Source organism: Arabiibacter massiliensis, from assembly GCF_902386925.1.
Classification (GTDB): domain Bacteria; phylum Actinomycetota; class Coriobacteriia; order Coriobacteriales; family Eggerthellaceae; genus Arabiibacter; species Arabiibacter massiliensis.
Genome location: NZ_LR698996.1, coordinates 1,941,589 through 1,965,859, shown reverse-complemented (window position 1 = coordinate 1,965,859; position 24,271 = coordinate 1,941,589). Strand labels below are relative to the sequence as shown.

Genomic DNA, 24,271 nt, shown 5'->3' with positions numbered 1-24,271 from the left:
GGCTGAAATTCACTAATAGGAAGCCAATCTTTCATTCCTATTTGATAGAAATCGTGATTTTGATAAAATAGAGTGTACAATTAGCTCCTGTATTTGATAGCCACCAAGCAGGAGCGAAATATGAGCGGCTATGCATCGTTAGAAAAACTCTTCTATTCCGATTCGTCATCCGAGCGCGTCGAGCATGTGAAGACCGAGGCGGAGAAGCGGCTCGGCGATCCGTCGACGTTCCGCACGGGCATCGAGCTGTCCTCAGGTGAGCTCTTCTTGGCGACGCCGCGCGAGCTGTCTCTCCTTAACGAGAAGATGCTCCGCGTGGAGCGCAAGGTTTCCCAGCTGTGGCGCGACTTGCCCGGCATCGCCCAATGGGCGTATTTGCGCAGCCTCATCATGGACGAGATCATGTTCACCAACGAGATGGAGGGCGTCCACAGCTCCCGCCGGCAGATCGAGGAGGCGCTCGAAAGCGCGGAGGCGAAACGGCCGACGAAAGAGGCGAAGCGGTTCAGGGAATTCGCCAGCCTCTACCTTGAGCTCACCGACTCGAACCACGTGTACCCGCAGACGCCTGCCGACATCAGGGCGATTTACGACAAGGTGGTGGCCGACGCCATCGACGAACGCGATCTGCCGGACGGGAAGCTGTTCCGGGCCGGGCTCGTGGACGTGAAGTCGGCGAGCCAGAAAACGCTGCACACGGGAGTGGGCCCGGAGGACAAGATCGTCGAGATGGTCAGGCAGATGATCGATCTGGTCGCCTCGCCCGACATCCCTCAGACGTACTCGGCCATCCTCTCGCATTTCCTGTTCGAGTACATCCATCCGTTCTACGACGGCAACGGAAGGACGGGCCGGTACCTGCTGGCGCTCTATTTGAGCGAGCCGCTGTCGAAGACGACGGTGCTCTCCCTTTCGCGCGTGATCGCGGAGAACAAGGGCAAGTACTACAAGGCGTTCGACGTGACCGAGCGTCCGATGAACCATGCTGAAGCCACCTTCTTCGTCATGCAGATCATGGAGCTGATCAGGCTGGCGCAAGACTCGCTGATCGAGAGCATCGAGTTGAAACGGGCGCAGCTTGACGCCGCGTGCGCGTGCATGGATCGGCTTGCATCGGAATGCCGGCGCGCCGACATGGCTGTGAACGTGCTGTTCGTCATGGCCCAGTTCCACCTATTCGGTGCGTTTCCCGAGGCGTCGCTCAAGGATATCGCCAGGAACCTAGACGTGAGCACGCAGACGGCGCGGCGGTACCTGCAGGAGCTGGAGGAGAAGGGCCTCGTCGCAGCCGTATCGAAGAAGCCGCTCAAGTTCGTGTTGAGCGACAAGACAGTGGAGGCGCTCGAAATGCCTGCGGCGTAGGCGCGACGGAGGACCTTGATTTGTCGATGCCGCTGTGGGCTGCAGCGCAATAACTCCGCAAGAAGTGCGCGGGAGCTCAAGGATGCACTCCTGGTGATTGCAGGTGGAGAAGCGGACGGCGCTTGTGTCTGAACGGCAACTCGCTATTTAGAAAATTACGAACACTTGTACTAATATTTGTGCTACAATATCGCTAAAGGAAAGCAGGCGTTGTGCTCGGCCAAAAGCACCTCCAGTCCAAGACGCCGCAAGATGAGGAGGTGGGCCATGGCACCCGTGCAATCGCTCAAGCTGTTCGAAGACTCCCGCATTCGCGCTCTTTGGGATGAGCGCGAAGAGGAGTGGTATTTCTCGATCGTCGACGTCGTGTCGGTGCTCTCAGCAACTGGTAATCCGCGTAGGTACTGGAGCGATCTCAAGCGAAAGTTGGAGGAGGAGGGGAGTCAAGTGTACGATTTTATCGTACACTTGAAATTACGGGCCCCCGATGGAAAGATGCGGGCCACGGACTGCGCGACGACGCAGGGTGTCCTGCGCATCATTCAGTCCATTCCCTCGCCCAAAGCCGAGCCCTTCAAGCTCTGGCTCGCCCAAGTGGGTGCCGAGCGCATAGAGGAAACCATCGACCCTGAGCAAGCGATCGACCGGGCGCTTGAGACGTATCTGAAGAAGGGCTACAGCCCCGAATGGGTGAACCAGCGCCTGCAGGCTATCTCCGTTCGCAAAGAGCTGACTGACGAATGGGTTGAGCGCGGGGTGTCGAAGGACTCCGAATTCGCCATCCTCACTGACGAGATATCGAAAGCGTGGGCGGGAATGACTACGCGCCAATATAAGAATCATAAAGGGCTCACTAAAGAGAACCTGCGTGACAACATGAGCACGCTCGAGCTGGTGCTCAACATGCTCGCGGAGGCGACGACGACCGAACTGTCGAAGACCGAGGGGCCGGAGACGTTCGCGCAAAGCAAGGATGTGGCCCGACGGGGTGGCTCGGTGGCGGGCAACGCGCGGCGAGAAATCGAGTCTCAGACGGGCAAGCCGGTCATCACATCGAAGAATGCTCAGGATTTCAAGCGCATCCTTGGGGACGTGATCGAAGCGACTGCCGAGGAGGTTTCTCCCAGCAAAGAATCCGGCGATGGCGCGTAAGGACTGGGCCTGAAAGGCTACGCGGGGGAGCGACCGAGCGGTCGACCCCCCCGCGCGCGAACAATGACTACCCCCAAGGCTCCTCGTTCGCGGCATTGGCTCCGGCAACGCGGGCGCCGAGCGCTTCGGGCAGGTTGCCGGCTCCTTGGTAGAGCCAGCCATAGAGAGAGCCGAACTCGCCGCCAGCGTAGAGACGCGGGATGGGGTTCCCTTCGGGGTCGAGCACATGGTGCGCCCCGTCGCGCGTGGGGCCGCCCTGCGTGTTGATAAGGCCGAGCCCCAGCTCGCATCCGTAGAACGGCGGCGTGCCGAGGGGTGTGAGCGCATCGGTGCGTCCGAAGGCCCCGTCGGCTCCGGCTGCGCACGACTCGTTGTACGTAGCGACGGCGGCGGCGAGCCCCGCCGGATCGATTCCGAGCTTGTCCGCAAGCTCCTCCACTGTGTCGGCCTTGACGAGCCACCCCTTCTCGATCTCCGCCTGGTTGTCATCGCTCCACGTGTACCACTCGTGGATATGCGCCCAGTGGTTGCCGGCGGCAGCTGAGCAGTTGTTGAACACGGGGCCTGCCGAAACCTTCGCATCGTCGCAGACGAAGAACATGGGGAGGTTGGTGTAGCTCAGGGTGTCCATGCTGAACGCCAGCTCCGGGAGCTGCGACTTGTCGTGCAGAGGGCGCATGATGGCGCGGTCGGACACGGTGCGCCCCGACTCGTTCACGAAGCGCTCGCCGCGCGCGTTCACCATGATGCTGTTGTTCCAGCACTCGAAGTCCGTCCAGGTGAATCCGCATGATACGCCGACCTCCTCCGAGGCGAGCTTGCAACAATGGCATCCCCATTCCACCGACGAGAACCCGCGCAGCTGCGCGCCGACTTCCGCGACCATCCCCACGCCGTCCCCGGTGTTGTACGGGGTGCCGCAGGGGAAGATGGGCACGTTCGGAGGATAGTATGCGGTCTTCATCTGGTGGTTGTTCTCGAAGCCGCCCAGGCAGAGCACCACCCCGCGCTTCGCCTTGATGTTGAGTTCCTCGCCGCTCGCGTCGGAAGCAGCAACGCCGAGCACCTCTTTGGTCGCCGGGTCGAAGATGAGCCGACGGGCGGAGGTTTCATAGCGTACGGACACGCCGGCCGACGACTCGACCGCGCCCTTCAAGAACGTGAACAGGCCGTAGCCATTGCCGCCCACTTTGAGCGTCTTGGGAAAGGCCTCGGCTGTATCGAGCGCGCCGTACATGGATCCCCTGGTTTCCCCGACCTTTACATCGGCTCCGTGGTCGATGAGCCACTGTTCCAGCGTGGCGGATTCCTCCAGGTAACCGTCGATCTCCTCGTCAGCGGTGGTATCGGGCATTTGGTAGCGGATGAACTCGTGCGCCATGTCCAGCTTGCTTGGGTCGACGACGCACATGGTTCCGCCCGAGACGGAGGTGTTGCCACCGCAATCCTGCTCAGGCGCCTTTTCGAGCACGATCACGTTCGCGCCGGCTTCGGAGGCGTTGATTGCTGCAGCTGCGCCCGCCCCTCCGAAGCCGACGACGATGACGTCCGTCTCCTCGGCCCAGTCGATGTCGGACGATTGCACGGCCCCGGTTCCGGCTCCGCCTGAACAACCGGCGAGCGTGAATGCGCCCAGGGCCATGGCAGAGGCCCCTCCTGCGATGAAGGACCGGCGCGTCAGTTCGTTTTTCATGATGATCCCTTCTCCTTGTCTGTGCTTCGATCAGCGATGATCGTGGCATCCGTAACATGAGTCGAATGTCTGCGTGTGGTGGCAGGCGTCGTAGCAGTAGTCGATGCCTGCCGATGTACGATGCATGGTGTGGCAGGTGGCGCACGGGGCGGTCTCGCCGCCAACCTGGTGAGGGCTCTCCGTGTCGCCGTAGTCGGCCGAGAACGTGATCTCGTGCGGATTGACCTTCGTGCCGCCGCCTGCGGCGTAGTCGGCGGTTGCCGTGACGATCTTTTCGCGCGTGTGGCATCCGTCGCGCAGGCAGAACGCGTCGTCGGTTTCCATCTTCGCCAGCGGAAGCCGGTACTCGCCGCTCAGCTGCACCTGCAGTTCGGCGAGCTGGGTGTGGAGCTCGGCTTCGTGGCAATCCAGGCATACGACGTCCGCTTGGGCGTGTTGGCTTGCGAGCATCTCCCCGCCCTCGTACGACTCCACGTACGACCCCATCGTGTCGTGGCAAACGGATCCGCAGAATCCCGGTTGCTCGTGCCACACCCAGAGTCCCGCGCCGGCTCCGACGATCACGACGCCGGTGACGCACAGCGCCGTCACGAGTTTCCTGCGCTTGCTTCCCTTGTCCATCTCCCCTCCTTTCCTCGTCTCGTTCGATTGATCGAGCTTGCAAGCACAGTGTCGAGGGCGTGTGCGCCGATTCCAAGAGACATGAATCGTGATACGCGCTTCGACGGGGCCACATCTTTCATGTCCCTTGCGAGTGCGGACGAACGCAGCTATGGTTGAAGCGCCTTATGCTAGTGTTTCGTCATGCCGTGGCGTATGGGAAGCGCGCTGCGGCTAAGGCGATGTGGAAGGGTGCGAACATGGGGAAAACGGGGGGTTTGACGACGGGAAGGCGGGCTCAGAACGCCCCCGCCTGGTTTTGCCCGTTTCTGGGGATCGTGGGAGTGCGGGTGTGGCTTGGCTGTCTGCCCTACGGCCAGCAGGTGCTGGGAGACGGGAGCCTCGATCTTCTGCTCAGCACGCTGTTTCGCGGGCTGTTTCCCGTGGCCGTGGTGCTTGTCGCCCGGGCGAGGCCCTTGGGCGCGAAGGCCCGTCGCGGGCTCAACGTGAGCGCGACGATCGTGATGATCGTGCTCGGCGAGCTTGTGTGGGCGGGTGTGCTCGGAGACGCGAGCCTGGTGGCGCTCGTGGTGGGGAGCATGATGGCGGGGTGGCTCTACATTCAGTGGGGCGAAGTGTACGCGCGCCTCTCCCTTCCCACGGCGCTGCTCCATATCTGCGTGTCGCTCTCTCTTGCGCCGCTGCTCGTTATCGGCTTGACGTTTCTGCCTCCTCTGCTGACAGGTGCGGCTTTGCTGGTGTTTCCGCTCATGGGGTGCGTGGCGTTCGAGAGGTCGTTCGCAGCCGGCCTCCAGCGTTTCGAGGTGGGGCACGCTTCGCGCACGCCGTCGTTCGGGAAAGGCGATAGCAAATGGATCATCTCCATGGCCATCTACTCGTTCGTGTGGGGGATCATGCAGGCGCTTCCCTTCGGCGGTGCCGTTGCTCCGACGTCGATGTATCACGTGGTGTATCGCGTGGCGGGTGCCCTCATCGTTTTGGTGCCGCTCGTGCAGTTGTACCTTTTGAAGAGCGATTTCAATCTTTTGTCGATGTGGTATGTCATCACCGCTGTAACCACGGCAAGCTTCCTCATGGTGCTCGTGAGCGACGGCGCGCTCAACAGCGTGGCGCTCACCTTGTTCGCGACGGCGAACTACTTCATTCTGGCATACTGGTGGATTCGCGTCGTCGATTTTTCCCAGCGCTCATCGCGGCCTCCCTATGTCGTGTTCGCGTTCGGATGGGCCCTCATGCTGGTGTTCACGGCATTCGGCGAGTTGATGGCGAAGTGGATGGGGAAGCTTGACAACTCGATGGTCATCCTCGTGTCGCTCGGCGTGTTCCTCGTCGTGGTGTACCTCATAGCGTTGTCTCGGCTCGAGGGTCGCAAGGTTCGTGCTGCCGAGGTTCCGCAAGTCATCATCGACCTTGAGGCCGCGCCCGCTTCCATTGACGAGGCGGTCGAACGTAGTATCGAACGTGCCGCCGTCGCGTATCGATTGACGAAGCGCGAAAAGGAGATCGTCGTCCTGCTATGTCAGGGAAGGACACTCCAATTTTGCGCCGACAAGCTGGGCATCTCGCTCAACACGGTGCGCGGGCACACGAAGCGTTTGTACGCGAAGCTCGACGTGCACTCGAAGGAGGAGATGCTCGACGTTTTGCAGAAGCATCGCGAGCCAGCGTCGGGCGATACGAAGCGATGAGGGGGCGCGGTGTCAGCCGGTTCTGCGTACTGGCAAGAATTTGCGGCTGTGGCACGGATCGGGCGGGTTTCCGAGGTTTCGGGCGCTCATGAGCAAGCGTTTCCCCAGGTCGCGGAAATCGCGGGCGCGCCGCGCGTGCCACAGCCGCAAATTCCTGCCGCTTCGCCACCCCCGCTGCCGCCGACCGCTCGCTTACCCTTTCGCCTTGGGGGCGATCCATTGCAGCAGGCCCGAGGTCGCCTCGCGGGCGGCCACTTCGGCGAGCGAGCCCAGCGCGCCTGTCAGCACGTCGCGCGCGTCGTCGTCGATGTTCTTGGCGGCCTCGCCCAACAGCGCGATGGACTTCGGCCCGCCCATGAGCACCTCGGTGGCGTCCCGCGCGCCGGACGCTTCGAGTGCCTGGAACAGGGCGTCCACCACCACGGCCGCCTCCTCGTCGGAGAACCTGGCCAGCCATTGGGTGACCACGGCGTCGGTGAACCGGGCGCCGTCCGTGAGGCCCTCGACGTAGGCGAAGTCGTCGCCGTCCACATCCCAGCTGAACACGCTGTGCTGCATGACGCCCTTCTCGGAACTGTGCACCACGCGCAGGTCGAGGTCGGCCGGCGAGTCCATCAGCATGCCAACCACGGAGTCTTGCGGCACGGTCTTGTGCACGCGGTCGCGGATGGCGGCGTACTCCTCGCTGCTCACCATGCCCGCCTTGAAGCCCGGGCCGTCGTGCGTGAACACGCGCTCGATGCGATCCTGCACGGCCGGATTCGCTCGCAGCGCCGCGTACATCGCCAGGTTGCCGCCCTTCGAGTGCCCGCCCACGAACAGGCACTTCGGCAGCCGCGGCGCGACGGCCTCAAGGTAGCGTACGGCCTGCTCCTGCGCCGGCACGGGCGCGTTGTACACCATGTTGAAGTTCTCGCGCCAGCCGGTGAACGAGGTGTCGGTGCCGCGGAACCCCACGTAGGCGAAGTCCTTCTTGTACACGAACGTCACGGCGGCGAACTGCGTCTGCCGCTCGGTGTCGAACAGGCTCAGGTAGTCGCGCACGCGCATGTCGCGGAAACGCGGGCTTGCGGCCAGCGCCAGCAGGTTGTCCTTCACGTTGGCGGGGTCGAGCCCGGTGAACATGTCGCCGTAGCGCTCGGCGCGCAAAAGGTCGACGAAGCGCACCTCGTCGCGCGCGGGCGACAGCAGGTTCTGCACCAGCGTGCCCACGTCCAGAAACGACTTCCGCTCGCGCAGCGCCGGCACGATGCCCTCGGCGCGCACCATGCAGAATTGCGAGAGGATGGCCGAGTCCACCGGGTTGAACGGCTTCTCGTCGAACGTCGCGAACTCGGTGGCCAGGTAATCGAGCAGGTTCATGCGTATCCTCCAAACCCTCAGCAGCGCCTGCCCCTATTGTAGTGCTCGCCGGGGCCCGCCGCGCGAAAAAGCCCCTTTCCACGTAAAGCGGAAAGGGGCTTGCACCTGGTGCGCGGAAGGGGGACGGGGCTCCTCGCGCGCATCGACGCCGCGCGGCCTCGCGGAAAGCTAGTTGGAGCCGCCGTTCTGCCCGTCGTCGCTGTTGTTGTTGCCGTTCTTCTGGGCGTACTCCTCCGGGGTCATGACGTCCACCACGTTCACGGTCATCTCGACCACGTTGAGGCCGGTCATGTCCTTGAGGTCCTCGCCGACGACCTTCTTGATCTCGTCGAACACATCGGGGGCCGACTTGCCGTACTCCAGGATGACGTCGAGGTCGATCTTGGCATTGGAGTCGTCGACGATGTCGGCGTCCACGCCCTTGGTCTTGTCGGCGTTGCCGAGGCCCTCCTGGATGCGGGAGAGGACGTTGCCCTTCATGTCGATGATGCCGTCGATCTTCTGCGCGGCGAGCGAGGAGATCTTCTCGACGACGTTCTCATTGATGACCAGTTTGTACACCGGCTCGGACTTCGTGTCGTCAAGCTCGCTCAGGTCGTAGGACTTGTCCTGCGAATCCATGGAGGAGTAGGGATCGTAGGTGCTCTTGGTGCTGGTGGGGTTCATGGTGCTCTGCGTCATGGTAGTTCCTTTCTGTTTGAGAAGCGCTAATTGAATCGGTCGAGGACGTTCTTCATCTGCTCGCGGGTCTTGCGGTCGCCGTCGCGGTACTTGCCGATGATCACGCCGATGGCGGCGAACAGGGCCAGAAGCACCGTGGGCCAGAAGCCGACGAGCAGGATGAGCGCCGCCGCGACGAAGCCGACGATGCCGTAGAGCACCGCATGGCTGTGATTCTCCACGTAGGGCGCGAACGCCTTCTTCATGCTTGCGTAGACGCCGCGGTCGTTCTTCGTCTCGGACGCCGCGTTGGCGAAGGCGTCGGAGGGCGTCTCGGCCGGGCGGGACGAAGCCGAGGCGTTCTTGCGCTGGTCGCCGCCGCTTTTGGCTGCTCCCGCGCGCGGGTTGGCCGCTTTCGGGTTGGAGGGAGCGGCCGTCTGCCTGTGCATAACTGACTGGGTCATGGGGTCGCCTCCTTACTTGCCCACGGCGTGGGCCGGCACCGGCTGCACCTTGTGCTGGCGGTTCGTGTCCTCGCTGTACTTGGTGGCCTGCTGCGTGAACGCGGGGGTCACGACGTCGGCGTCGCCGGAAAACGTGATGCGCACGCCGTCCACCGGGTAGCCGGTGAAGGCCTCGAGCGTCGCCGCGATCTCGTTCTGCAGCTTCGCGCCCAGCTGGCCGAGTTCGGCGTTGCGGCCGGGGTCGATCTTCGCGTGGATGGTCATGCGCGGGTCGTGCTTGTTCGTGATGTCCACTTTGACGTTGTCGGTGGACAGGCCGTGATGGCTCTCCACGACGTGCTTGACGGTGGACTGGATGGCGTTCTGCGTGATGGCGATGCTGCCGTTGTCGCGCTCGAGCTCGAGCTGCGAGTTCTTGCCGGGAGCCGTGATCGCGCGGATGAGCACGACCAACAGGCCGATGGCGGTGATGGCCAGCAGCACGGCCTCGACGACGAAGAACCACGGCATGCTCACGAGCCATGCGATCGCCGGGAACAGGGGCTCCCAGGCGAACCACAGCGCAGCGAGCACGCCGACGCCCAGCACGGCAGCAACGACGAACACGATCATGCTAATGCGCTTGAACTTTCCCATGTGTGCCGCCTTTCTTTCGTGCGCGCGCCGCGGAAACGGCGCGCTGTCGGATAGAGTGGGAACACTCTAGAAGAAAGGCGGAAGGGGCGTAACCGCTTGTACGGAAGTGCCGCCGGGCGATTGCCGGACCGTTAGCGGAGGCCGCGCTACGAGATCCGAGTGAGCGTGAACAGGGCGGGGCGGGGGATCTCCTCGACGGGGCCTGCGGGCGGATTCGTGGGATCGATCGAGTCGGCCTGCGCGCGCAGGGCGTCGTCGTAGGCGCGCACCTTCGCTTCGAGGTCGTCCACCGGGGCGATGACGTAGGTTTGCGTCTCGGTGGAGCCGTCCTCGTAGGCGGCGGTCAGCACCAGGCTGGCTTGGGATACCATGTCGGCGTACTTCCTGATGAGAAGCGCATTCAGCCTTTCGTGCGTTTCGACGTCCCACTCGCGGGCGGCGCTGTAGAACTCCGCGATCACCTCGTCGTAGAGCTCGGCGGTCTCGCCTTCGAGCGGAAACGACACGCGCAGCGCGCGCCAGGTTTCGGCTCGGTTCGAACCCTGGTCTTCGTAGTCCACGGTGAAGCTGGTTCCGCGCTCTTCCGTGTAGGGGTCGGCCCCGTCGCGGGCGACGGACTGCGCTTCCTTGGCGTGCGTGTAGAACAGCACGCGCTCGCCTTCCACCGTGTAGGTGAGCGAGGCGATGTTGTCGCCGACGCAGCTCAGGTTGAAGTCGTACGCCACCGAGAGGTAGCGCCGCCCCTCGTCGGGCGCATCGTCCGCGTTGTTCGGGTCGATCTCCGGGTCGCTGTGCCACACCTTCCAGGCGCTGTCGAAGCCGAAGTCGTCCATGCCGAGCACGACGGTATTGCCCGGCGCGGCGCCTGGGTACTCATCGGCATACGCGACCAGGGCGAACGAGTTCGCGAGGGGCGCGGCGACATGCTCGGGAGGGCGGTTCGCGGTCGCGGCGAAAGCCAGGATGCCGACGAGCGCGACGGTGCACGCGCCCGCCGCGACGGCCCTCGTCTGCCGGCTACCGCTTCGCCGCCCGGCCTCTTCCGCTTCTCGCAGCCGCCGCGCTTCTCGCATCACGTGCGCGCGCACGCGGTCGGGCATCTCGATGCCGTCCATCAAGGCTCGGTAGTCGCGCTCGTCATTCCTGTTCACGTGAGGCCTCCTCTTCCAACAGAGCCTTGATCTGCCCGCGCGCTCGGCGCAGGCGCGAGCGGACGGTGGCCGGCAGGCAGCGGACGATGCGCGCGATCTCCTCGGCCGAGTATCCCTCGCAATAGCGCAGGTGCACGATCAGGCGCGTCTTGGCCGGGAGCTTCTCCATCGCGCGGCCCACGCGGCTCTCGCGCAGGGCGCGCGCTCCCGCATCCTCGTCCGCATCGAACGCGGCGCACGTGTCGGGCATCGCCTCGACGAGCTCGGCGTGCCGTCGCCAGGCCGAACGATGCAGATCGCGGCAGCGATTGGCGGTCACATGCAGCAGCCACGCTTTCAGGTGCTCGTCGTCTTCGAACGCGGTGGCGTCTTTGAGCAGGCGCAGGAACACGTCCTGGCAGATATCCTCCGCATCGTGCGCCGAGCCGGTTTGGCTGAGCGCGAGGCGGTAGACGGCGCCGCCCCACGCGCTCATGGCGCGCTCCATGAAATCATCGGGCCTGAGCGTCGGGTGCATGCGGGGTATCGCCTCCTTGCCTAGTACACGAGGCGGATCGGGCGTTCGTGCCCAGAATAGCGAAATCGGTCTTTCCGTGCAGGATGACGTCCTGTGTGAAAGAGGCGAAGAGGGAAGGGCGCGTGCGGCCCGTTCGCGAGCCGCACGCGGGGGGGGGGAGGCGTGGCGTTACGCGTAGATCTCTTTTTCCACCACGAGGTCGTTCTTGATCTTGCCGACGAGCTTCTGCAGCGCGTCGATGCAGTTGGGACGGATATCGGCCCCGATGAGCACGTACATGATGGAGTCGCCCACCTCGAGCACGCCCTCGTTCAGCCATGTGCGCACGTAGTACACGCCCGGCCAGGAGAGCGCCTCGGCTTCGGCCGCTGCGACGCCTTCCGCGTCGTAGGAGAACTCGACCTGCGCCACGTCGCCCAGGCCCTCGACCCCTTCTCGCACCTGCTTTTTCGGCGTGACGCGCACCACGCCGTTGTGGGTGAGGAACATGCCGCACTGCGCGGCCTTGGGATCCTGCTTCGCCTCGGCAAGCCACTGATCGATGGATGGTTCCTGCTTGGCCATGGGTCCTCCTCGCGTTCGCGCCCGCCGCAGCGGGCTCTCGTTCCGATGGCGTCAATTGTACCCGCTTTTATCCCGAGCAGAGGAGAATTATCCGAAACCACAGGGAAAAGCTCGGGATATAGGAAAAACAGCGGTTTGAACAGGGAAATCTACGGAATGCGGAATTGTTGAGTGGCTGTTTTCGACGATGAGGAATTTTTGAAGCCCAGATTCCGACGAAATGGGGAATTTTCCCAAACGTGCAGCATGGGTCGGGAATCCCGGAGGGTTTCTCGCGCACTGGGCGATGGGCGGCACCTCCGCTCGCCCCCAGCCCGCTCACCCTATCCATTCTGCGAAATTTCACGTGCCGCACACGGGGCGCGCCCCTTGGGCTGGTAGTATGATGCGGATCGCATCGCACCGGGTGAGAGAGCCGGTGCCCCTGATACGCACGAAGCATGCAGAAAGGCAGGCGGACGATGTCGTTGCCCGCATCCGATTTGAGCAAGCAGCCCGACAACCGCACCACCATGGAGCTGGGCGCGGTGCTCCCCCTCACGGCCGAGGTGCGCGACGACCACCTGTTCGTCGGCGGCGTCGATATGGTGGAACTGGCGCGCGAGCAGGGCACGGCGCTCTACGTCATGGACGAGTGCGACATGCGCACGCGCATGGAGACCTACCTCGAGGCGTTCCGCAGCCGCTACGGCAACGCCGACGTCGTCTACGCAAGCAAGGCGTTCCTCAACAAGGAGGCCGCGCGCATCGTGAACGAGGAGGGCCTCTGCCTCGATGTGTCGGGCGGCGGCGAGCTGGCGTGCGCGCTGGCCACGGGCTTCCCGGCCGAGCGCATCTTCATGCACGGCAACAACAAGACGCCGCAGGAGCTGCGCGAGGCCATCTCCGCCGGCGTGGGCCGCATCATCATCGACAGCCGCATCGAGCTGCGCCGCATCTCCGAGATCGCCGGCGAGCTGGGCGTCGAGCAGCCCATCTACATGCGCATCACGCCGGGCGTCGAGGCCGACACGCATCAGTACATCCGCACCGGCTGCGAGGACTCGAAGTTCGGCTTCACCATGCGCGAGGACTTCGCTTATCGCTGCGTGAAGGACGTCCTCGCCGCGCCGAACGTGCGCCTAGCGGGCCTGCACTGCCACATCGGCTCGCAGATATTCGCGCTGCATTCGTATCCGGAGGCCGTCGAGGTCATGGTGGATCTCATGGCGCGCATTCGCGAAGAGTACGGCATCGAGCTCGACGAGTTGGACATGGGCGGCGGCCTGGGCGTGGCCTACACGGCCGGCGACCAGCCCGCCTCCATCGAGGAGTTCGCCGAAACCATCACCGCGGCGGTGCGCACGGCCTGCGCCGCGCACGGCATGCCCGAGCCGCGGCTGCTCGTGGAGCCGGGCCGCAGCTTGGTGGCCACGGCGGGCGTGACGCTGTACACGGTGGGTATCATCAAGACGCTGCCGAATATCCGCAAGTACGTGGCGGTGGACGGCGGCATGTCCGACAACATCCGCACGGCGCTCTACCACGCCGACTACGAGCCGGTCGTCGCCAACAAGGCGGGCCAGCCGCGCACTGAGATCGTCACCATCGCCGGCAAGCACTGCGAAAGCGGCGACGCGGTGGTCATCGACATGCCCATGCAGCGCCCCGACCTGGGCGACATCGTGGCCGTGTTCGGCACGGGCGCGTACAACCACACCATGTCGAGCAACTACAACGGCCAGCCGCGGCCGGCGATCGTGTTCGTGAAAGACGGCGAGGCGCGCGTCACCACGCGCCGCGAAACATACGAAGACCTGATGGCGCGGGACATCTAGGAAAGGGAGCGAAAGCATGACGGTTAAACTTGGGCTCGTAGGAACGGGCACGGTGGGCGGCGGGTGCATCGACATCCTGAAGAACCACCGCGAGGACTTCAAGCGCCACTACGGCATCGACGTGGAGCTGGTGCGCGTGTGCTCGCGCAACCCCGAACAGGCCATCGAGCACGGCGTGGAGGACATCTTCACGCAGGAGTACCAGGACATCCTGGACGACCCGGATATCGACATCGTCATCGAGCTCATCGGCGGAACCACCGTGGCGCGCGACGTGGTGCTCGGTGCCCTGCGCGCGGGCAAGAACGTGGTCACGGCCAACAAGGCGCTCATGGCCACCTACGGCGAAGAGGTCATGAAGGCTGCCGACGAGGCCGGCAAGGAGCTCGCGTTCGAGGCCAGCGTGGGCGGCGGCATCCCCATCATCGACCCGATGAAGCACTCGCTCATCGCCAACGAGATCAGCTCGGTCATGGGCATCGTGAACGGCACCACCAACTACATGCTCAGCCGCATGGTTGAAGACGGCCTGAGCTACGACGCCGCCCTCAAGGAGGCGCAGGAGAAGGGCTTCGCCGAGGCCGACCCGACGGCCGACGTGGACGGCTTCGATGCCGCCGCGAAGATCGCCATCCTCGCGTCCATCGCGTTCAACTCGCGCGTGACCATCGGCGACGTGCACACCGAGGGCATCCGCAACATCACCACCATGGATCTGGACGCCGCGCGCGACATGGGCTATTGCGTGAAGCTGCTGGCGCTCGCGCATCGCACGCCGCAGGGCATCGACGTGCGCGTGCACCCCACCATGCTGCCGCTTTCGCATCAGCTGGCCACGGTGGGCGGCGTGTACAACGCCATCTACGTGACGGGCGACGCGGTGGGCGAGACGATGTTCTTCGGCGAGGGCGCGGGCTCCGGCCCGGCCGCGAGCGCCGTCATGGGCGACGTGCTGGAGGTGGCCCGCCACGTCACGCTGGGCGTGGGGCCGCTCGTGGGCTGCACCTGCACCGACAACCTGCCCATCGTGCCCATGGAGGATCTCAAGACCAAATACTACATCCGCTTCAAGGTGGCCGACCGCTCCGGCGTGCTGGCCGCGATGGCGGGCGTGTTCGCGAAGCACAGCGTGAGCGTGTACTCGGTGGTGCAGCGCGGCAAGAAGGACGGCGGCTCGGTGGACCTCGTGTACGTCACGCACACCGCGTGCGAGAAGAGCGTCCGCGACGTGCTGGCCGAGATCGCCGAGCTCGACGACATCCTGCGCGACGAGCCCAGCGTCATCCGCGTGGAGGACTAGCGGCGCAGGGCGCGCCTCAGGGGAGGGGATCTCCTGAGGCGCGCTTCAATCTTTCTTTGATCCATCGAGTGGCGTATCGAGGTTCTCGGCCCTATAATCCATAGGGTCATGGTATTGTTTCTCTAGATCGGCGCGCATCCGCACGACGGGCGCGCAACGCGTTCGCGGGAGGGGTCGCGGATGAGGGGAATGCTGAACTCGCTGCTCTCGGGCTTATCCGAGCTCGTCTACATCTGCGATGTGGACACCTACGAGCTGCTCTTCCTCAACGAGCCCGGCCTGCGCCTGTTCGGCGAAGATGCCGTGGAAAACGCGGAGCCGTGCTACCGCGTGTTGCAGGGTCGCGACGAGCCCTGCCCGTTCTGTACGAACGACCTTCTCGACTTCGACACGTTCTACGAATGGGAGCACACCAACGAGCGGATGCGCCGCCATTACCTGCTGCGCGACAAGCTGGTGCAGTGGCGCGGCCGAACGGCGCGGCTCGAGATCGCCTTCGACGTGACCGACCGCGAGCGGCAGCGCGAGTCGTACAAGTTCCTGGCCGAGGCGGGTGATATGGCCCTCGAGTGCATCAAGGTGCTCGACGGCGACCGGACGCTGGAATTCGCCATCGACGAGACGCTGCGCATTCTGGGCGGGTTCCTGGAAGCCGATCGCACCTACGTGTTCTGCATCGACGACGAGTCGGGCGGCACCCTGTCGAACTACTTCGAATGGTGCGCGCCGGGCGTGGAGTCTCAGAAGCGGAACCTGCAGCATATGACGATCGACTTCATCGAAGCCTGGCTTGAGCCGTTCTCGGCCGGGCGCGCCATGATCATCGGCGATGTGGGAGGCTTGGAGGGGAATCGCAGCGAGGAGCGCGAGGCGCTCGCAGTGCAGGACATTCGCTCGCTCGTGGCCGCGCCGCTGGAGGTGGATGGGCGCTTCGTGGGCTTCCTCGGCGCCGACAATCCGGGGCGCGGCGGGCTCGACTCCATCAGCTCGCCGCTCATGGGGCTCGCCTACTTCCTGTCGGCCAGCATGAAGCGCGTGGCCACCCAGCGCATGGTGGACCAGCTCACCTGGAACGATCCGCTGACGCATGCGCGCTCGCGCGCGGCCTTCCACCGCGACTTCGACCGCGGCCTGTTCGAGGACATCGGCTTTGTGCTGGTGGATGCCGACCGCTTGAATGTGATCAACCGCGAGCAGGGCAGGCCTATGGGCGACGAGGTGCTGCGCCGCATAGCGGCCTGCCTGGGCGAGGTGTTCGGCGATCATGTGTACCGCATCGGCGACGACGAGTTCTGCGCCGTCGCCTCGCCGATCGGCTACGCCGAGTTCGCGGTCCTGGCCGAGCGCGCCGCGCAGCGCTTCCTGGACGAAGGGCTGCCCGCCTCGCTCGGCCCCGCGTGGAAGGCGCGCTGCACGACCACCGTGAGCCTGCTGGACTCGGCGGGCGACCGCATGCGCTCCGCGAAGCGCGGGCGGCACCGCGCGGTTGATCTGGGGGTCGACCTGGCCTCCGACGCCGCCGTGAGCAGCCTCCTGCGTCCGGGCGGCGCCCAGGAGGCGGCGCGCGCCGGTCTGCTGGACATCTTCCTCATGCCGCAAACCTCCTGCGAGGACGGCTCGCTCGTGGGGGCCGAGGCGCTCATCCGCTACCACGACCGGGTGCGCGGCATGCAGGCGCTGCCGTCGTCGTTCATCCCGGCGCTTGAGGACATGGGCGAGATCTCCGCCATCGATTTCTTCGCGCTCGGCCGGGCGTGCGCCACCGTGGCCCGCTGGCAGCGCGAGGGCCGCGCGCCCGTGCCGCTGGCTGTGAACTTCTCGCGGCGCACCATCGGCGACGCGCGGTTCGTGGAGCGCGTGGCCTCCACGGTGGCCGAGCACGGCGTGGACGCGGGCCTCATCGAGATCGAGATCACGGAGTCGGCGCGCGAGGAGGACGACGCGCTGCTGCGCTACGTGGCCGACGGCCTACGCGAACGCGGCTTCCGCGTGGCCATCGACGACTTCGGCGTGGAGAACGCGAACTTCTCGCTGTTCATCCAGCTGGAGTTCGACGTGCTGAAGATGGACAAGTCGCTGGTGTGGGGGCTGGGCGTGGAGGAGCGCACCATGCAGGTGATCCGCAGCCTGGCCGACCTCTGCCGCGACCTGGGCATCGAGACGGTGGCCGAGGGCATCGAGAACGAGGAGCAGTACGCGGCCCTGCGCGAGGCCGGCTGCACTCGCGCCCAAGGCTACCTGGTAGGAAAGCCCCAGCCCATCAAAGAGTTTGAACGCACCTTCATGGCGTGATGAGCGGCCAGATTTCGGCGATGTCGCCTTGCAGCGCCACGGCGTGCGCGGTTTCCTTCGGCACGCGGGCGTCGTCGTAGTTGATGCGCACGAGCGGCGCGTCCAGCGCCACGGCCAGGCGGTCGAACGGCATGCGGATGATCACCGGCGTGTTCCAGCCTACGCCCAGCTCCAGCAGCAGCGTAGGGTGCTCGCGCATGCCCGCGACGAATGCGCGGTAGCGCTCCTCGGCTGCGTGCCAGTCCGCGTTCTCCACGAACGAGCCGTCGATGCGCAGGTGCACGTTCATGCGCCCGCCGCACACCGGACAGCGCGGCACCAGTTGGGAGGGGATGCGCGTGCCGTCGCCCTCGGCGCTCGCGAGCATCTTCTCCGCCAGCTGGCGGTTGGGGTAGAGCGTGTCGTGGCAGCCGCGCGCGCATTGGTTCAGGCCGTAATCGCCCTGCGTGGCGAACAGCCGCTCGCGCGGAAAGCCCGCCTTCTCGAACTGCGCGTCCACGTTGGTGGTGATGACGAAGCAGTCCTTGTCGCGCAGGGCCTCCCGCAGCTGGACGTACAGCGGCAGCGCGGGCGGCTCGTGGCGGTTCACCCACACGTGGCGCGCCCAGTAGGCCCAGCGGTCCTCTTCGGTGGGGAAGGGGTAGAAGCCGGCCGAGTACATGTCGGTCATGCCGTAGCGCCTGATGAACGGCTGGAAGTTGCGCTGGAAGCGCTCGCCGGAATACGAGAGCCCGGCAGCGGTGGAAAGCCCCGCGCCCGCTCCTACGAGGATGCGGTCGCACGAGGCGATAAGCTCGCGCGCGGCCTCGATGCGCTCGGGGTCGGGCGCGTGCGCGGTGCGAGGGATGCGGTTCGGGTGATCCATGACGTCTTCCTTGTTGCGCTTCCGTTTCCCTCAGTATATGATGCAGCCTATCGAAAGGAAAGTAGGCACCATCCGTTCTGCATGGTATCCAAAAGGTACTATAGCCGCACGCAAGGAGGAATCGAGCATGCAGGAGCCAGCCGCGGTGTTCCGCAACGACGAGCCCCCTGCGCCGGACCAGCTTCCCGCCTGCCCAGTGGAGACGACGGCCCAGCTCATCGGCAGCAAGTGGAAGCTGCTCATCATGCGCGACCTGCTGGGCGGCACGAAGCGCTTCGGCCAGCTGAAGAAGTCGGTGGGGGCCATCTCGCAGAAGGTGCTCACCAGCAACCTGCGCGAGATGGAGCAGCGCGGCCTGGTGGCGCGCACGGTGTACCCCGAGGTGCCGCCGCGCGTGGAGTATGCGCTCACGGAGACGGGCGAGAGCCTGCGCCCCATCATCGAGGCCATGTGGGCATGGGGCGAGCGCTACCAGGAACGCGTTCGCAAGAGCGCCTCCATCTAGTATGATGAGTACATCATGAGGAGACGTCGGAGAAAGGGCGCGGCAATGGAGCAGTACAAGCAGGAGTTCATCGAGTTCATGATCGAAAGCGACGTGCTGAAGTTCGGCGATTTCACGCTGAAGAGCGGCCGCAAGTCGCCCTTCTTCATGAACGCGGGCGCCTACGTAACGGGCGAGCAGCTGCACCGCCTGGGCCTGTACTACGCGCGCGCCATCCACGACAACTTCGGGCTGGACTTCGACGTGGTGTTCGGTCCCGCGTACAAGGGCATCCCGCTGTCGGTGATCACGGTCATCGGCCTACAGGAGCTCTACGGCAAGGAGGCGCGCTACTGCTCCAACCGCAAGGAGGTCAAGGACCACGGGGCCGACGCGGGCAACCTGCTGGGCAGCGAGCTGCGCGACGGCGACCGCGTGGTGATGGTGGAGGATGTCACCACGTCCGGCAAGTCCATCGACGAGACGTACCCCATCCTGAAGGCGGCCGCCGACGTGGACGTGCGCGGTCTCATCGTGTCGCTCAACCGCATGGAGGTGGGCAAGGGCGGCGTGGTGACCGCGCAGCAGGAGGTGCAGGAGCGCTACGGCTTCCCCGTGGCGTCCATCGTGAGCATGGCCGAGGTGACGGAGTACCTGCTGGGCCGCGAGGTGCAGGGCCGCGTGGTCATCGACGACCAGGTGAAAGCCGCGCTCGATGCCTACTACCAGCAGTACGGCGTGAAAATGGCATAAAAGGGGACAGTCCCCTTTTATGCCATTTTGTCTTACAGGAAGGAAGTCATGTAAAGGGGCAGGTAGGTAACGGGCCCTTCTTTCGCGACGTTGTAGCGGTGCAGCACGCAGGCGCGCTCGATCCCGTAGTTCTTCACGTCTAGCAACTTGTCGAGCGCCGCGTGCTTCTTGCTGTACTTGCCGCTCTTCACCTCCACAGGCAGCACGGTGGGACTCCGGCCGTCCTCGATGAGGAAGTCCACCTCCCCGACGTTCTTGGTGTTGAAGTAGTGCAGGCTCTCGTGTCCGTGGGCGCGCAGTTCTTGGGCGACGGCGTTCTCGTACGCGCTTCCGAAGTTGATGCGGTCGGAGTTCGCGAGGATGGCCTGCACGTCGGCGGCTGCGAACGTGGAGAACAGCAGGCCCACGTCGCACAGGTACAGCTTGAAGTAGCTGCGATCCACGCTCATGCCCAGGGGGGATGCGGCCTCGGTGGCACGGGTCACCGGAATGGCCACGCCCGCGTTGGCGAGCCAGTCGAAGTCAGGCGCGAGGTCGTCGAAGCGCCGCTTCTTGTCGATGCCGGTGACGTAGAAGCGCCGGTTCTCTTTGTTCAGCTGCGCGGGGATGGCGTTGAAGATGGTCTTGATGCGCTGCGCGTGCTCTTTGTTCTTAACGTAGCGGGTGATGTCGGCCTGATAGGCGTCCATGATGCTGCGTTGCCGCGCGCGCATGGCCTGCGTGTCGCTGGTGGAGGAGAATACTTGCACCGCCTCGGGCATGCCGCCGACAAGCACGTACCTTTCGAAAAGGCCGATGAACCGCTCATGTAGGAAGTCGGGCACGGCTGTCCGGCTGTGGAAGCGCTCCTCGATCGTCTCCCACAGCGTGTCGTCGACGCCCATCGCCCAACAGAACTCCTGGAAGTCCATCGGGAACATCTCGATGATGTCGAGGGTTCCCACCGGCAGCGACCGATAGTCGTACGCCTCGACGCCCAGCATCGAGCCCGAGTACACCACGTCGAAGCGCCCGTCGTTCGCCAGATAGCGCATCCAGGTGATGGCGTCGCCGCAGCGCTGCACCTCGTCGAAGAACAGCAGGGTGGTGCCGTTGGGCAGCGGCTTCGACGCGAGCGCGGTTATGCGCACCAGCAGGTCATTGAGGTCGGCGGCGCCTCCGATAAGTTCGACGGCCTCGGGCTGCTCGACGAAGTCGATCTTCACCATGTTCTGATAGTGCGCGCGGGCGAACGCCTCGATGCTGCTGGTCTTGCCAACCTGGCGCGCGCCGGTGACGAGCAGTCCCTGCTTACCCTTGGTGTGCTTCCAATTGAGCAAAGCGTCGTCTATTTTGCGTTTGAGCATGGCACTCCTTAAAAACCGTGGCTTCATCTGCTCATATTCTTCCTATTTCTGCAAAAGTTCAAGTGGATTTTGCCGAAATCCTGCAAAAGTCGCATTGGAAACTGGCTAAATCCTGCAAAAGTAGCATTGCAGTGTCCCAAATGGGGACTGTCCCCGTTTGGGACATTTCGCGGCGCGGGCGTCCGTGATAAGCTGGATCCATTCGCAAACCCGCCGGGGCTGAAGCAGCCCTCGGCTCGCATGGAAGGACCTGCATGGACGCATCCCGCTTGGGCGTGATCTTCGACTGCGACGGCACGCTGCTCGACTCGATGGGTGTGTGGCGCGAAGCCGAGGCCGATCTGGCCCGCCGTGCCGGCATCACGCTGTCGCGCGCAGAGACCGACGAGATCACCACGCTCACCATCCCCGAATGCGGCGCGTTCTTCCACGAGCGTTTCGGGCTGGGGGAGAGCGCAGCCGACGTCGTGCGCATGATCGACGAGTTCATGCTGGAGTTCTACCGCACGCGCGCGGAGGCGCGTCCCGGCGCGCTCGCGTTCGTGCAGGGGCTGGCCGCGTTGGGCGCGCATGCGAGCGTGGCGTCCTCCAGCCCGCAGCCCTACCTGCAGGCGGGGCTCGAGCGTTGCGGCTTCGCGCCGTATCTGGACGCCATCGTGTCGGTGGACGACGTGGGGGCGTCCAAGCGCGAACCCGCCGTGTACGACCGCGCGCGCGAACTCATGGGCACCGCGCTGGATGACACGTGGGGCGTGGAGGATTCCGTGTACGCCGTGCGCACGCTGCGCGAGGCCGGCTACCGCACGCTGGGCATCTACGACTGCGACCTCTCCGGCACCTTCGAGCAGCTTGCCGAAGCCGCCGACCACGCCATCCGCACCTTCGAGCAGCTGGACGCCGAGGCGTTCATCTTGCGGTGGATGCAGGGATAACCCCCTGGGCGGAAGCCGAGCGGCGCGCTATACTTTTCGATCATCATCAGCGATCGCGAGGAGCAGTTCATGAGCGACGAGACGAGCGAGCCATGGGGCGAACCCGCCGAACCCGCCGAGCCGGCTGGGCCAGCTGAACCAGCCGAGCCCGCCAAGCCCGAGGAGCGCGCCGCTGAAGATGCCCCGCGCGACGAGCCCGCGCTTGCGCCTGCGCCCGTAATTGCCGAGACGCCGCCTCCCGCGCCTCTGCCCCCGCCGCCTCCCGCGCCGTCGGCGATGCCTGCGCAGCCCGCCTTCCAGCAGCCGGCGTCCCCGTACGGCGCGCCAGCCCCGCAGCCGCAATCGCCCTACGGCGGCGGCTATGCGCCGCAGCCGTCCTACGCCGCCGCGCCCGCTCTCGCCGCGCCCGGCGGCGGCAAGGCGCTCGCGTCGCTCGTGTGCGGCGTCTGCGCCATCGTGTTCTCGGGCACGGTGGTCGTCGGTATCGTCCTGGGCGTCGTGGCTATCGTGCTGGCCTCGCAGTACGTGAGATCCTTCGGCAAGGACGGCAAGGCGACCGGCGGCAAGGTGTGCGGCATCGTCGGCATCGCGCTCAGCGTGCTCGCCCTCGTGTTCTACCTGGTCGTCGGCGCGGCGACGCTCGTTGCCATCTACGACTACGACGACGTGGCCCCGTATTACCCCGCACGCCCCGAAGAGGTTCCGGCGCTGCCCGAGGCCGCCGAGGAGGCCGCCGTGAGGGTCGCCGCCGAGGAGGTGCTCGAAGGGATCGCCGCCCCGGACGAGGCGCTGCTCGCGCGCGTGGCCGAGCGGGCGGACCGCTCGTTCGAGAAGACCACCGACTACACCCTGTCCGAGGTCGGCGTCGAGCCCGTCGAGTTCGCGCGATGGCTCGTGGACGGCATGACCTACACGATGGGGGACGACGACGTCTTCGGCTACGCCGACGGCACGGGCACCGCGTTCGCCGAGGCGCGCAGCCGCACGCTGTACAACCTGACCGATGCGCTCTACGACGAGCTGATAGCCTACGCGGAGAAAAAAGGTTCGTTCGCGAACGACGCGGAGCGCCAGGCGGCAATGGCGAAGTTCATGCCCGTCGCCATGGAGAAGGCCGCCGGCGCCGCCGAGGAGTCCTTCATCATGCTCGAGTTCGAGAGAACGGGCGACGTCTGGACGGTCGACGACGACTCGCTCGAGGAGACCCTCGACCTGATGTTCGGCCTCTGGTAGTCGGCCAAAGCGGCGGCCTTGTCTGCGCGATGCGGTCGTCGCAGGAGCATTGTCGACCGAAACACACGCCACAGAGCCGTTTTCCGTGTGTTTCGGTCGACAATTGGTTCGGCAGGCGGGCGAGCATGTTGTGCTGCTGCTGTGAGCTGGTGTGGCGCGACGCGGCGGCCCCGCTCCGACTCGGGACGGGGCCGCCGCAGCTCGTAACTATACGGTTCGGTGACAAGGCGTTATCCCTGTTCGCGCAGAAGGTTGACAAGAGCGGTCGGAGGAACGGCTGTGCTCGATGAGGTATAATAGAGCCATCCCAGACTCCGAGCGAAGAGGTTGCCATGAACGACAACGCGAACGCCCGCCCCCAGCCCTCTCCTGAAGGACAGCCCCTCCCGCCTGCGGCCTCGGACGGCCAGCAGCCCGTCGCGCCGCCCGCGCCGGCCTACCAGCCTCAGCAGCCGTACGGCCAGCAGCCCTATCCCGGCGGCCCCGTCTACGCGCCCCAGCCCCCGACGGCGCCTCCCGCGCCCGGCAGCGGCAAGGCGCTCGCCTCGCTCATCTGCGGCATCTGCGCCATCGTGTTCGCGGGCACGGTGATCGTCAGCATCGCCCTGGGCATCGTGGCCATCGTGCTGGCCTCGCAGTACGTCAAATCGTTCGGCGCCGACGGCAAGGCGACCGGCGGCAAGGTGTGCGGCATCGTCGGCATCGCGCTCAGCGTGCTGGCGCTCGCGGGATACCTCATGCTGGGCGCGCTGACGTTCGCCGCCCTCGACGAGTACGCCCACGACCCCGTGCGCTCCTATTCCGGTTCGTCGGATACGCTGCCCCCGGTTCCCGGCACGTCCGACGACGCTTCCTCGGCCGACGTGGCCGCAGCCAAGCAGGCGGTGGCGGCCGAGCTCGATAAGGTTGTTAGCCCCGATCAGGCCACCCTTGACGCCATCGCGCGCGAGGCCGACAAGGAGTTCGCCGACGACCTGGGCTTCACCCTCACCGAGATCAACGTGGATCCCGTCGAGTTCGCAACCTGGCTTGCGGAAGATATGAGCTACACGCTCGCGGACGACGACGTGCGCCTGCGCGCCGACGGCGAAGGAGAGGTGCGCGTGTCAGCTCAGGCCAAAAGCTACAAGGAGCTGGCTCGTGGCCTGGCGGGGCAGACGGGCGCGTACGTGAGCCGCGACCGGCTCGACCACGGCATGAACGCAGCTCCGCTCGACGATGCGACGAAGGTCGCGCTCGCCGAGCTCGTCCTCTCCTCGTTGGACAAGGTGACGCCTGCTCAGACGACGTTCTCGGTGGACGTGATGCAGGTTGGCGGCACCTGGACGGTCGAGCGCGACGAGCTGGACTCCATCATCGACGACGTGTTCGACCTGTAG

The 24,271-nt window shown here is 65.1% G+C and carries 22 protein-coding genes; 11 read left to right on the top strand and 11 right to left on the bottom strand.

What is annotated here, in order from left to right; translation table 11 throughout:
- Positions 1-120 precede the first annotated feature (120 nt).
- A complete protein-coding gene (locus tag FX134_RS08465) occupies positions 121-1,362 on the top strand; it encodes a Fic family protein (protein WP_080800409.1) in 1,242 nt (413 codons plus the stop codon).
- 267 nt (positions 1,363-1,629) lie between these two features.
- Positions 1,630-2,514: a BRO family protein gene (locus tag FX134_RS08460; protein WP_080803910.1), complete on the top strand. Its 885-nt coding sequence runs from the start codon at positions 1,630-1,632 to the stop codon at positions 2,512-2,514.
- 67 nt (positions 2,515-2,581) lie between these two features.
- On the opposite strand, the gene FX134_RS08455 is transcribed toward FX134_RS08460, so the two are convergent.
- Positions 2,582-4,207 carry an FAD-dependent oxidoreductase gene (locus tag FX134_RS08455; protein WP_080800406.1) on the bottom strand — a complete coding sequence of 542 codons (1,626 nt, stop codon included), beginning with the start codon at positions 4,205-4,207 and terminating at the stop codon, positions 2,582-2,584.
- A gap of 30 nt (positions 4,208-4,237) precedes the next feature.
- Positions 4,238-4,828, bottom strand: a complete 591-nt coding sequence (locus tag FX134_RS08450; RefSeq protein WP_080800403.1) for a cytochrome c3 family protein — start codon at positions 4,826-4,828, stop codon at positions 4,238-4,240.
- Between the two features lie 239 nt (positions 4,829-5,067).
- Between FX134_RS08450 and FX134_RS08445 the strand changes: the two genes are divergently transcribed.
- Positions 5,068-6,516, top strand: a complete 1,449-nt coding sequence (locus tag FX134_RS08445; RefSeq protein WP_172623430.1) for a helix-turn-helix transcriptional regulator — start codon at positions 5,068-5,070, stop codon at positions 6,514-6,516.
- A gap of 192 nt (positions 6,517-6,708) precedes the next feature.
- On the opposite strand, the gene FX134_RS08440 is transcribed toward FX134_RS08445, so the two are convergent.
- From FX134_RS08440 to FX134_RS08410, 7 genes are all read right to left on the bottom strand, one after another.
- On the bottom strand, positions 6,709-7,878 hold the full coding sequence (locus tag FX134_RS08440) for an Mbeg1-like protein (protein ID WP_080800397.1): 1,170 nt from the start codon (positions 7,876-7,878) through the stop codon (positions 6,709-6,711).
- Between the two features lie 168 nt (positions 7,879-8,046).
- A complete protein-coding gene (locus FX134_RS08435; RefSeq protein ID WP_080800393.1) occupies positions 8,047-8,559 on the bottom strand; it encodes an Asp23/Gls24 family envelope stress response protein in 513 nt (170 codons plus the stop codon).
- Positions 8,560-8,585: 26 nt separating this feature from the next.
- The gene (locus tag FX134_RS08430; RefSeq protein ID WP_080800390.1) at positions 8,586-9,002 is read right to left on the bottom strand and encodes a DUF2273 domain-containing protein; all 417 of its coding nucleotides are present in this window, start codon (positions 9,000-9,002) and stop codon (positions 8,586-8,588) included.
- 12 nt (positions 9,003-9,014) lie between these two features.
- On the bottom strand, positions 9,015-9,638 hold the full coding sequence (gene amaP / locus FX134_RS08425) for an alkaline shock response membrane anchor protein AmaP (RefSeq protein ID WP_080800386.1): 624 nt from the start codon (positions 9,636-9,638) through the stop codon (positions 9,015-9,017).
- Between the two features lie 146 nt (positions 9,639-9,784).
- The gene (locus tag FX134_RS08420) at positions 9,785-10,789 is read right to left on the bottom strand and encodes a hypothetical protein (RefSeq protein ID WP_232050878.1); all 1,005 of its coding nucleotides are present in this window, start codon (positions 10,787-10,789) and stop codon (positions 9,785-9,787) included.
- A complete protein-coding gene (locus tag FX134_RS08415) occupies positions 10,776-11,306 on the bottom strand; it encodes an RNA polymerase sigma factor (protein WP_080800383.1) in 531 nt (176 codons plus the stop codon). Before FX134_RS08415 ends, FX134_RS08420 begins: the two co-directional genes overlap by 14 nt.
- A 168-nt stretch (positions 11,307-11,474) precedes the next feature.
- Positions 11,475-11,870 carry a molybdenum cofactor biosynthesis protein MoaE gene (locus tag FX134_RS08410; protein ID WP_080800380.1) on the bottom strand — a complete coding sequence of 132 codons (396 nt, stop codon included), beginning with the start codon at positions 11,868-11,870 and terminating at the stop codon, positions 11,475-11,477.
- A gap of 461 nt (positions 11,871-12,331) precedes the next feature.
- Here FX134_RS08410 and lysA point away from each other — a divergent pair, with 461 nt between their 5' ends.
- The 3 genes from lysA (at position 12,332) to FX134_RS08395 (ending at position 17,279) form a co-directional block, all read left to right on the top strand.
- Entirely contained in the window at positions 12,332-13,687 is a 1,356-nt protein-coding gene (lysA, locus tag FX134_RS08405; protein ID WP_080800378.1) for a diaminopimelate decarboxylase, read from the top strand.
- Between the two features lie 16 nt (positions 13,688-13,703).
- The gene (locus tag FX134_RS08400; RefSeq protein WP_080800376.1) at positions 13,704-14,987 is read left to right on the top strand and encodes a homoserine dehydrogenase; all 1,284 of its coding nucleotides are present in this window, start codon (positions 13,704-13,706) and stop codon (positions 14,985-14,987) included.
- Between the two features lie 180 nt (positions 14,988-15,167).
- A complete protein-coding gene (locus FX134_RS08395) occupies positions 15,168-17,279 on the top strand; it encodes a bifunctional diguanylate cyclase/phosphodiesterase (protein ID WP_080800373.1) in 2,112 nt (703 codons plus the stop codon).
- On the opposite strand, the gene FX134_RS08390 is transcribed toward FX134_RS08395, so the two are convergent.
- Positions 17,269-18,144 carry an SIR2 family NAD-dependent protein deacylase gene (locus FX134_RS08390; RefSeq protein ID WP_197735975.1) on the bottom strand — a complete coding sequence of 292 codons (876 nt, stop codon included), beginning with the start codon at positions 18,142-18,144 and terminating at the stop codon, positions 17,269-17,271. The genes FX134_RS08395 and FX134_RS08390 overlap by 11 nt on opposite strands.
- A gap of 127 nt (positions 18,145-18,271) precedes the next feature.
- Here FX134_RS08390 and FX134_RS08385 point away from each other — a divergent pair, with 127 nt between their 5' ends.
- Both FX134_RS08385 and pyrE read left to right on the top strand, forming a co-directional pair.
- The gene (locus FX134_RS08385) at positions 18,272-18,649 is read left to right on the top strand and encodes a winged helix-turn-helix transcriptional regulator (protein WP_080800370.1); all 378 of its coding nucleotides are present in this window, start codon (positions 18,272-18,274) and stop codon (positions 18,647-18,649) included.
- 45 nt (positions 18,650-18,694) lie between these two features.
- On the top strand, positions 18,695-19,381 hold the full coding sequence (pyrE, locus tag FX134_RS08380; RefSeq protein WP_080800367.1) for an orotate phosphoribosyltransferase: 687 nt from the start codon (positions 18,695-18,697) through the stop codon (positions 19,379-19,381).
- Between the two features lie 32 nt (positions 19,382-19,413).
- Here pyrE and FX134_RS08375 read toward each other — a convergent pair whose 3' ends face one another.
- The gene (locus tag FX134_RS08375) at positions 19,414-20,727 is read right to left on the bottom strand and encodes an ATP-binding protein (protein WP_172623429.1); all 1,314 of its coding nucleotides are present in this window, start codon (positions 20,725-20,727) and stop codon (positions 19,414-19,416) included.
- Positions 20,728-20,981: 254 nt separating this feature from the next.
- On the opposite strand from FX134_RS08375, the gene FX134_RS08370 reads away from it, so the two are divergent.
- The 3 genes from FX134_RS08370 to FX134_RS08360 all read left to right on the top strand — a co-directional run bounded on the left by FX134_RS08370 (position 20,982) and on the right by FX134_RS08360 (position 24,271).
- Entirely contained in the window at positions 20,982-21,659 is a 678-nt protein-coding gene (locus FX134_RS08370; RefSeq protein WP_080800360.1) for an HAD family hydrolase, read from the top strand.
- A gap of 69 nt (positions 21,660-21,728) precedes the next feature.
- Positions 21,729-22,892: a hypothetical protein gene (locus FX134_RS08365; RefSeq protein WP_080800357.1), complete on the top strand. Its 1,164-nt coding sequence runs from the start codon at positions 21,729-21,731 to the stop codon at positions 22,890-22,892.
- Positions 22,893-23,224: 332 nt separating this feature from the next.
- Positions 23,225-24,271, top strand: coding sequence for a DUF4190 domain-containing protein (locus FX134_RS08360; RefSeq protein ID WP_080800354.1), 1,047 nt, complete (start codon positions 23,225-23,227; stop codon positions 24,269-24,271).

Bases quoted from the DNA above. Each gene is read 5' to 3' on its own strand.
- FX134_RS08465 (WP_080800409.1), top strand. From the start codon at position 121: ATGAGCGGCTATGCATCGTTAGAAAAACTCTTCTATTCCGATTCGTCA.
- FX134_RS08460 (WP_080803910.1), top strand. From the start codon at position 1,630: ATGGCACCCGTGCAATCGCTCAAGCTGTTCGAAGACTCCCGCATTCGC.
- FX134_RS08455 (WP_080800406.1), bottom strand. From the start codon at position 4,207: ATGAAAAACGAACTGACGCGCCGGTCCTTCATCGCAGGAGGGGCCTCT.
- FX134_RS08450 (WP_080800403.1), bottom strand. From the start codon at position 4,828: ATGGACAAGGGAAGCAAGCGCAGGAAACTCGTGACGGCGCTGTGCGTC.
- FX134_RS08445 (WP_172623430.1), top strand. From the start codon at position 5,068: ATGGGGAAAACGGGGGGTTTGACGACGGGAAGGCGGGCTCAGAACGCC.
- FX134_RS08440 (WP_080800397.1), bottom strand. From the start codon at position 7,878: ATGAACCTGCTCGATTACCTGGCCACCGAGTTCGCGACGTTCGACGAG.
- FX134_RS08435 (WP_080800393.1), bottom strand. From the start codon at position 8,559: ATGACGCAGAGCACCATGAACCCCACCAGCACCAAGAGCACCTACGAT.
- FX134_RS08430 (WP_080800390.1), bottom strand. From the start codon at position 9,002: ATGACCCAGTCAGTTATGCACAGGCAGACGGCCGCTCCCTCCAACCCG.
- amaP (WP_080800386.1), bottom strand. From the start codon at position 9,638: ATGGGAAAGTTCAAGCGCATTAGCATGATCGTGTTCGTCGTTGCTGCC.
- FX134_RS08415 (WP_080800383.1), bottom strand. From the start codon at position 11,306: ATGCACCCGACGCTCAGGCCCGATGATTTCATGGAGCGCGCCATGAGC.
- FX134_RS08410 (WP_080800380.1), bottom strand. From the start codon at position 11,870: ATGGCCAAGCAGGAACCATCCATCGATCAGTGGCTTGCCGAGGCGAAG.
- lysA (WP_080800378.1), top strand. From the start codon at position 12,332: ATGTCGTTGCCCGCATCCGATTTGAGCAAGCAGCCCGACAACCGCACC.
- FX134_RS08400 (WP_080800376.1), top strand. From the start codon at position 13,704: ATGACGGTTAAACTTGGGCTCGTAGGAACGGGCACGGTGGGCGGCGGG.
- FX134_RS08395 (WP_080800373.1), top strand. From the start codon at position 15,168: ATGAGGGGAATGCTGAACTCGCTGCTCTCGGGCTTATCCGAGCTCGTC.
- FX134_RS08390 (WP_197735975.1), bottom strand. From the start codon at position 18,144: ATGGATCACCCGAACCGCATCCCTCGCACCGCGCACGCGCCCGACCCC.
- FX134_RS08385 (WP_080800370.1), top strand. From the start codon at position 18,272: ATGCAGGAGCCAGCCGCGGTGTTCCGCAACGACGAGCCCCCTGCGCCG.
- pyrE (WP_080800367.1), top strand. From the start codon at position 18,695: ATGGAGCAGTACAAGCAGGAGTTCATCGAGTTCATGATCGAAAGCGAC.
- FX134_RS08375 (WP_172623429.1), bottom strand. From the start codon at position 20,727: ATGCTCAAACGCAAAATAGACGACGCTTTGCTCAATTGGAAGCACACC.
- FX134_RS08370 (WP_080800360.1), top strand. From the start codon at position 20,982: ATGGACGCATCCCGCTTGGGCGTGATCTTCGACTGCGACGGCACGCTG.
- FX134_RS08365 (WP_080800357.1), top strand. From the start codon at position 21,729: ATGAGCGACGAGACGAGCGAGCCATGGGGCGAACCCGCCGAACCCGCC.
- FX134_RS08360 (WP_080800354.1), top strand. From the start codon at position 23,225: ATGAACGACAACGCGAACGCCCGCCCCCAGCCCTCTCCTGAAGGACAG.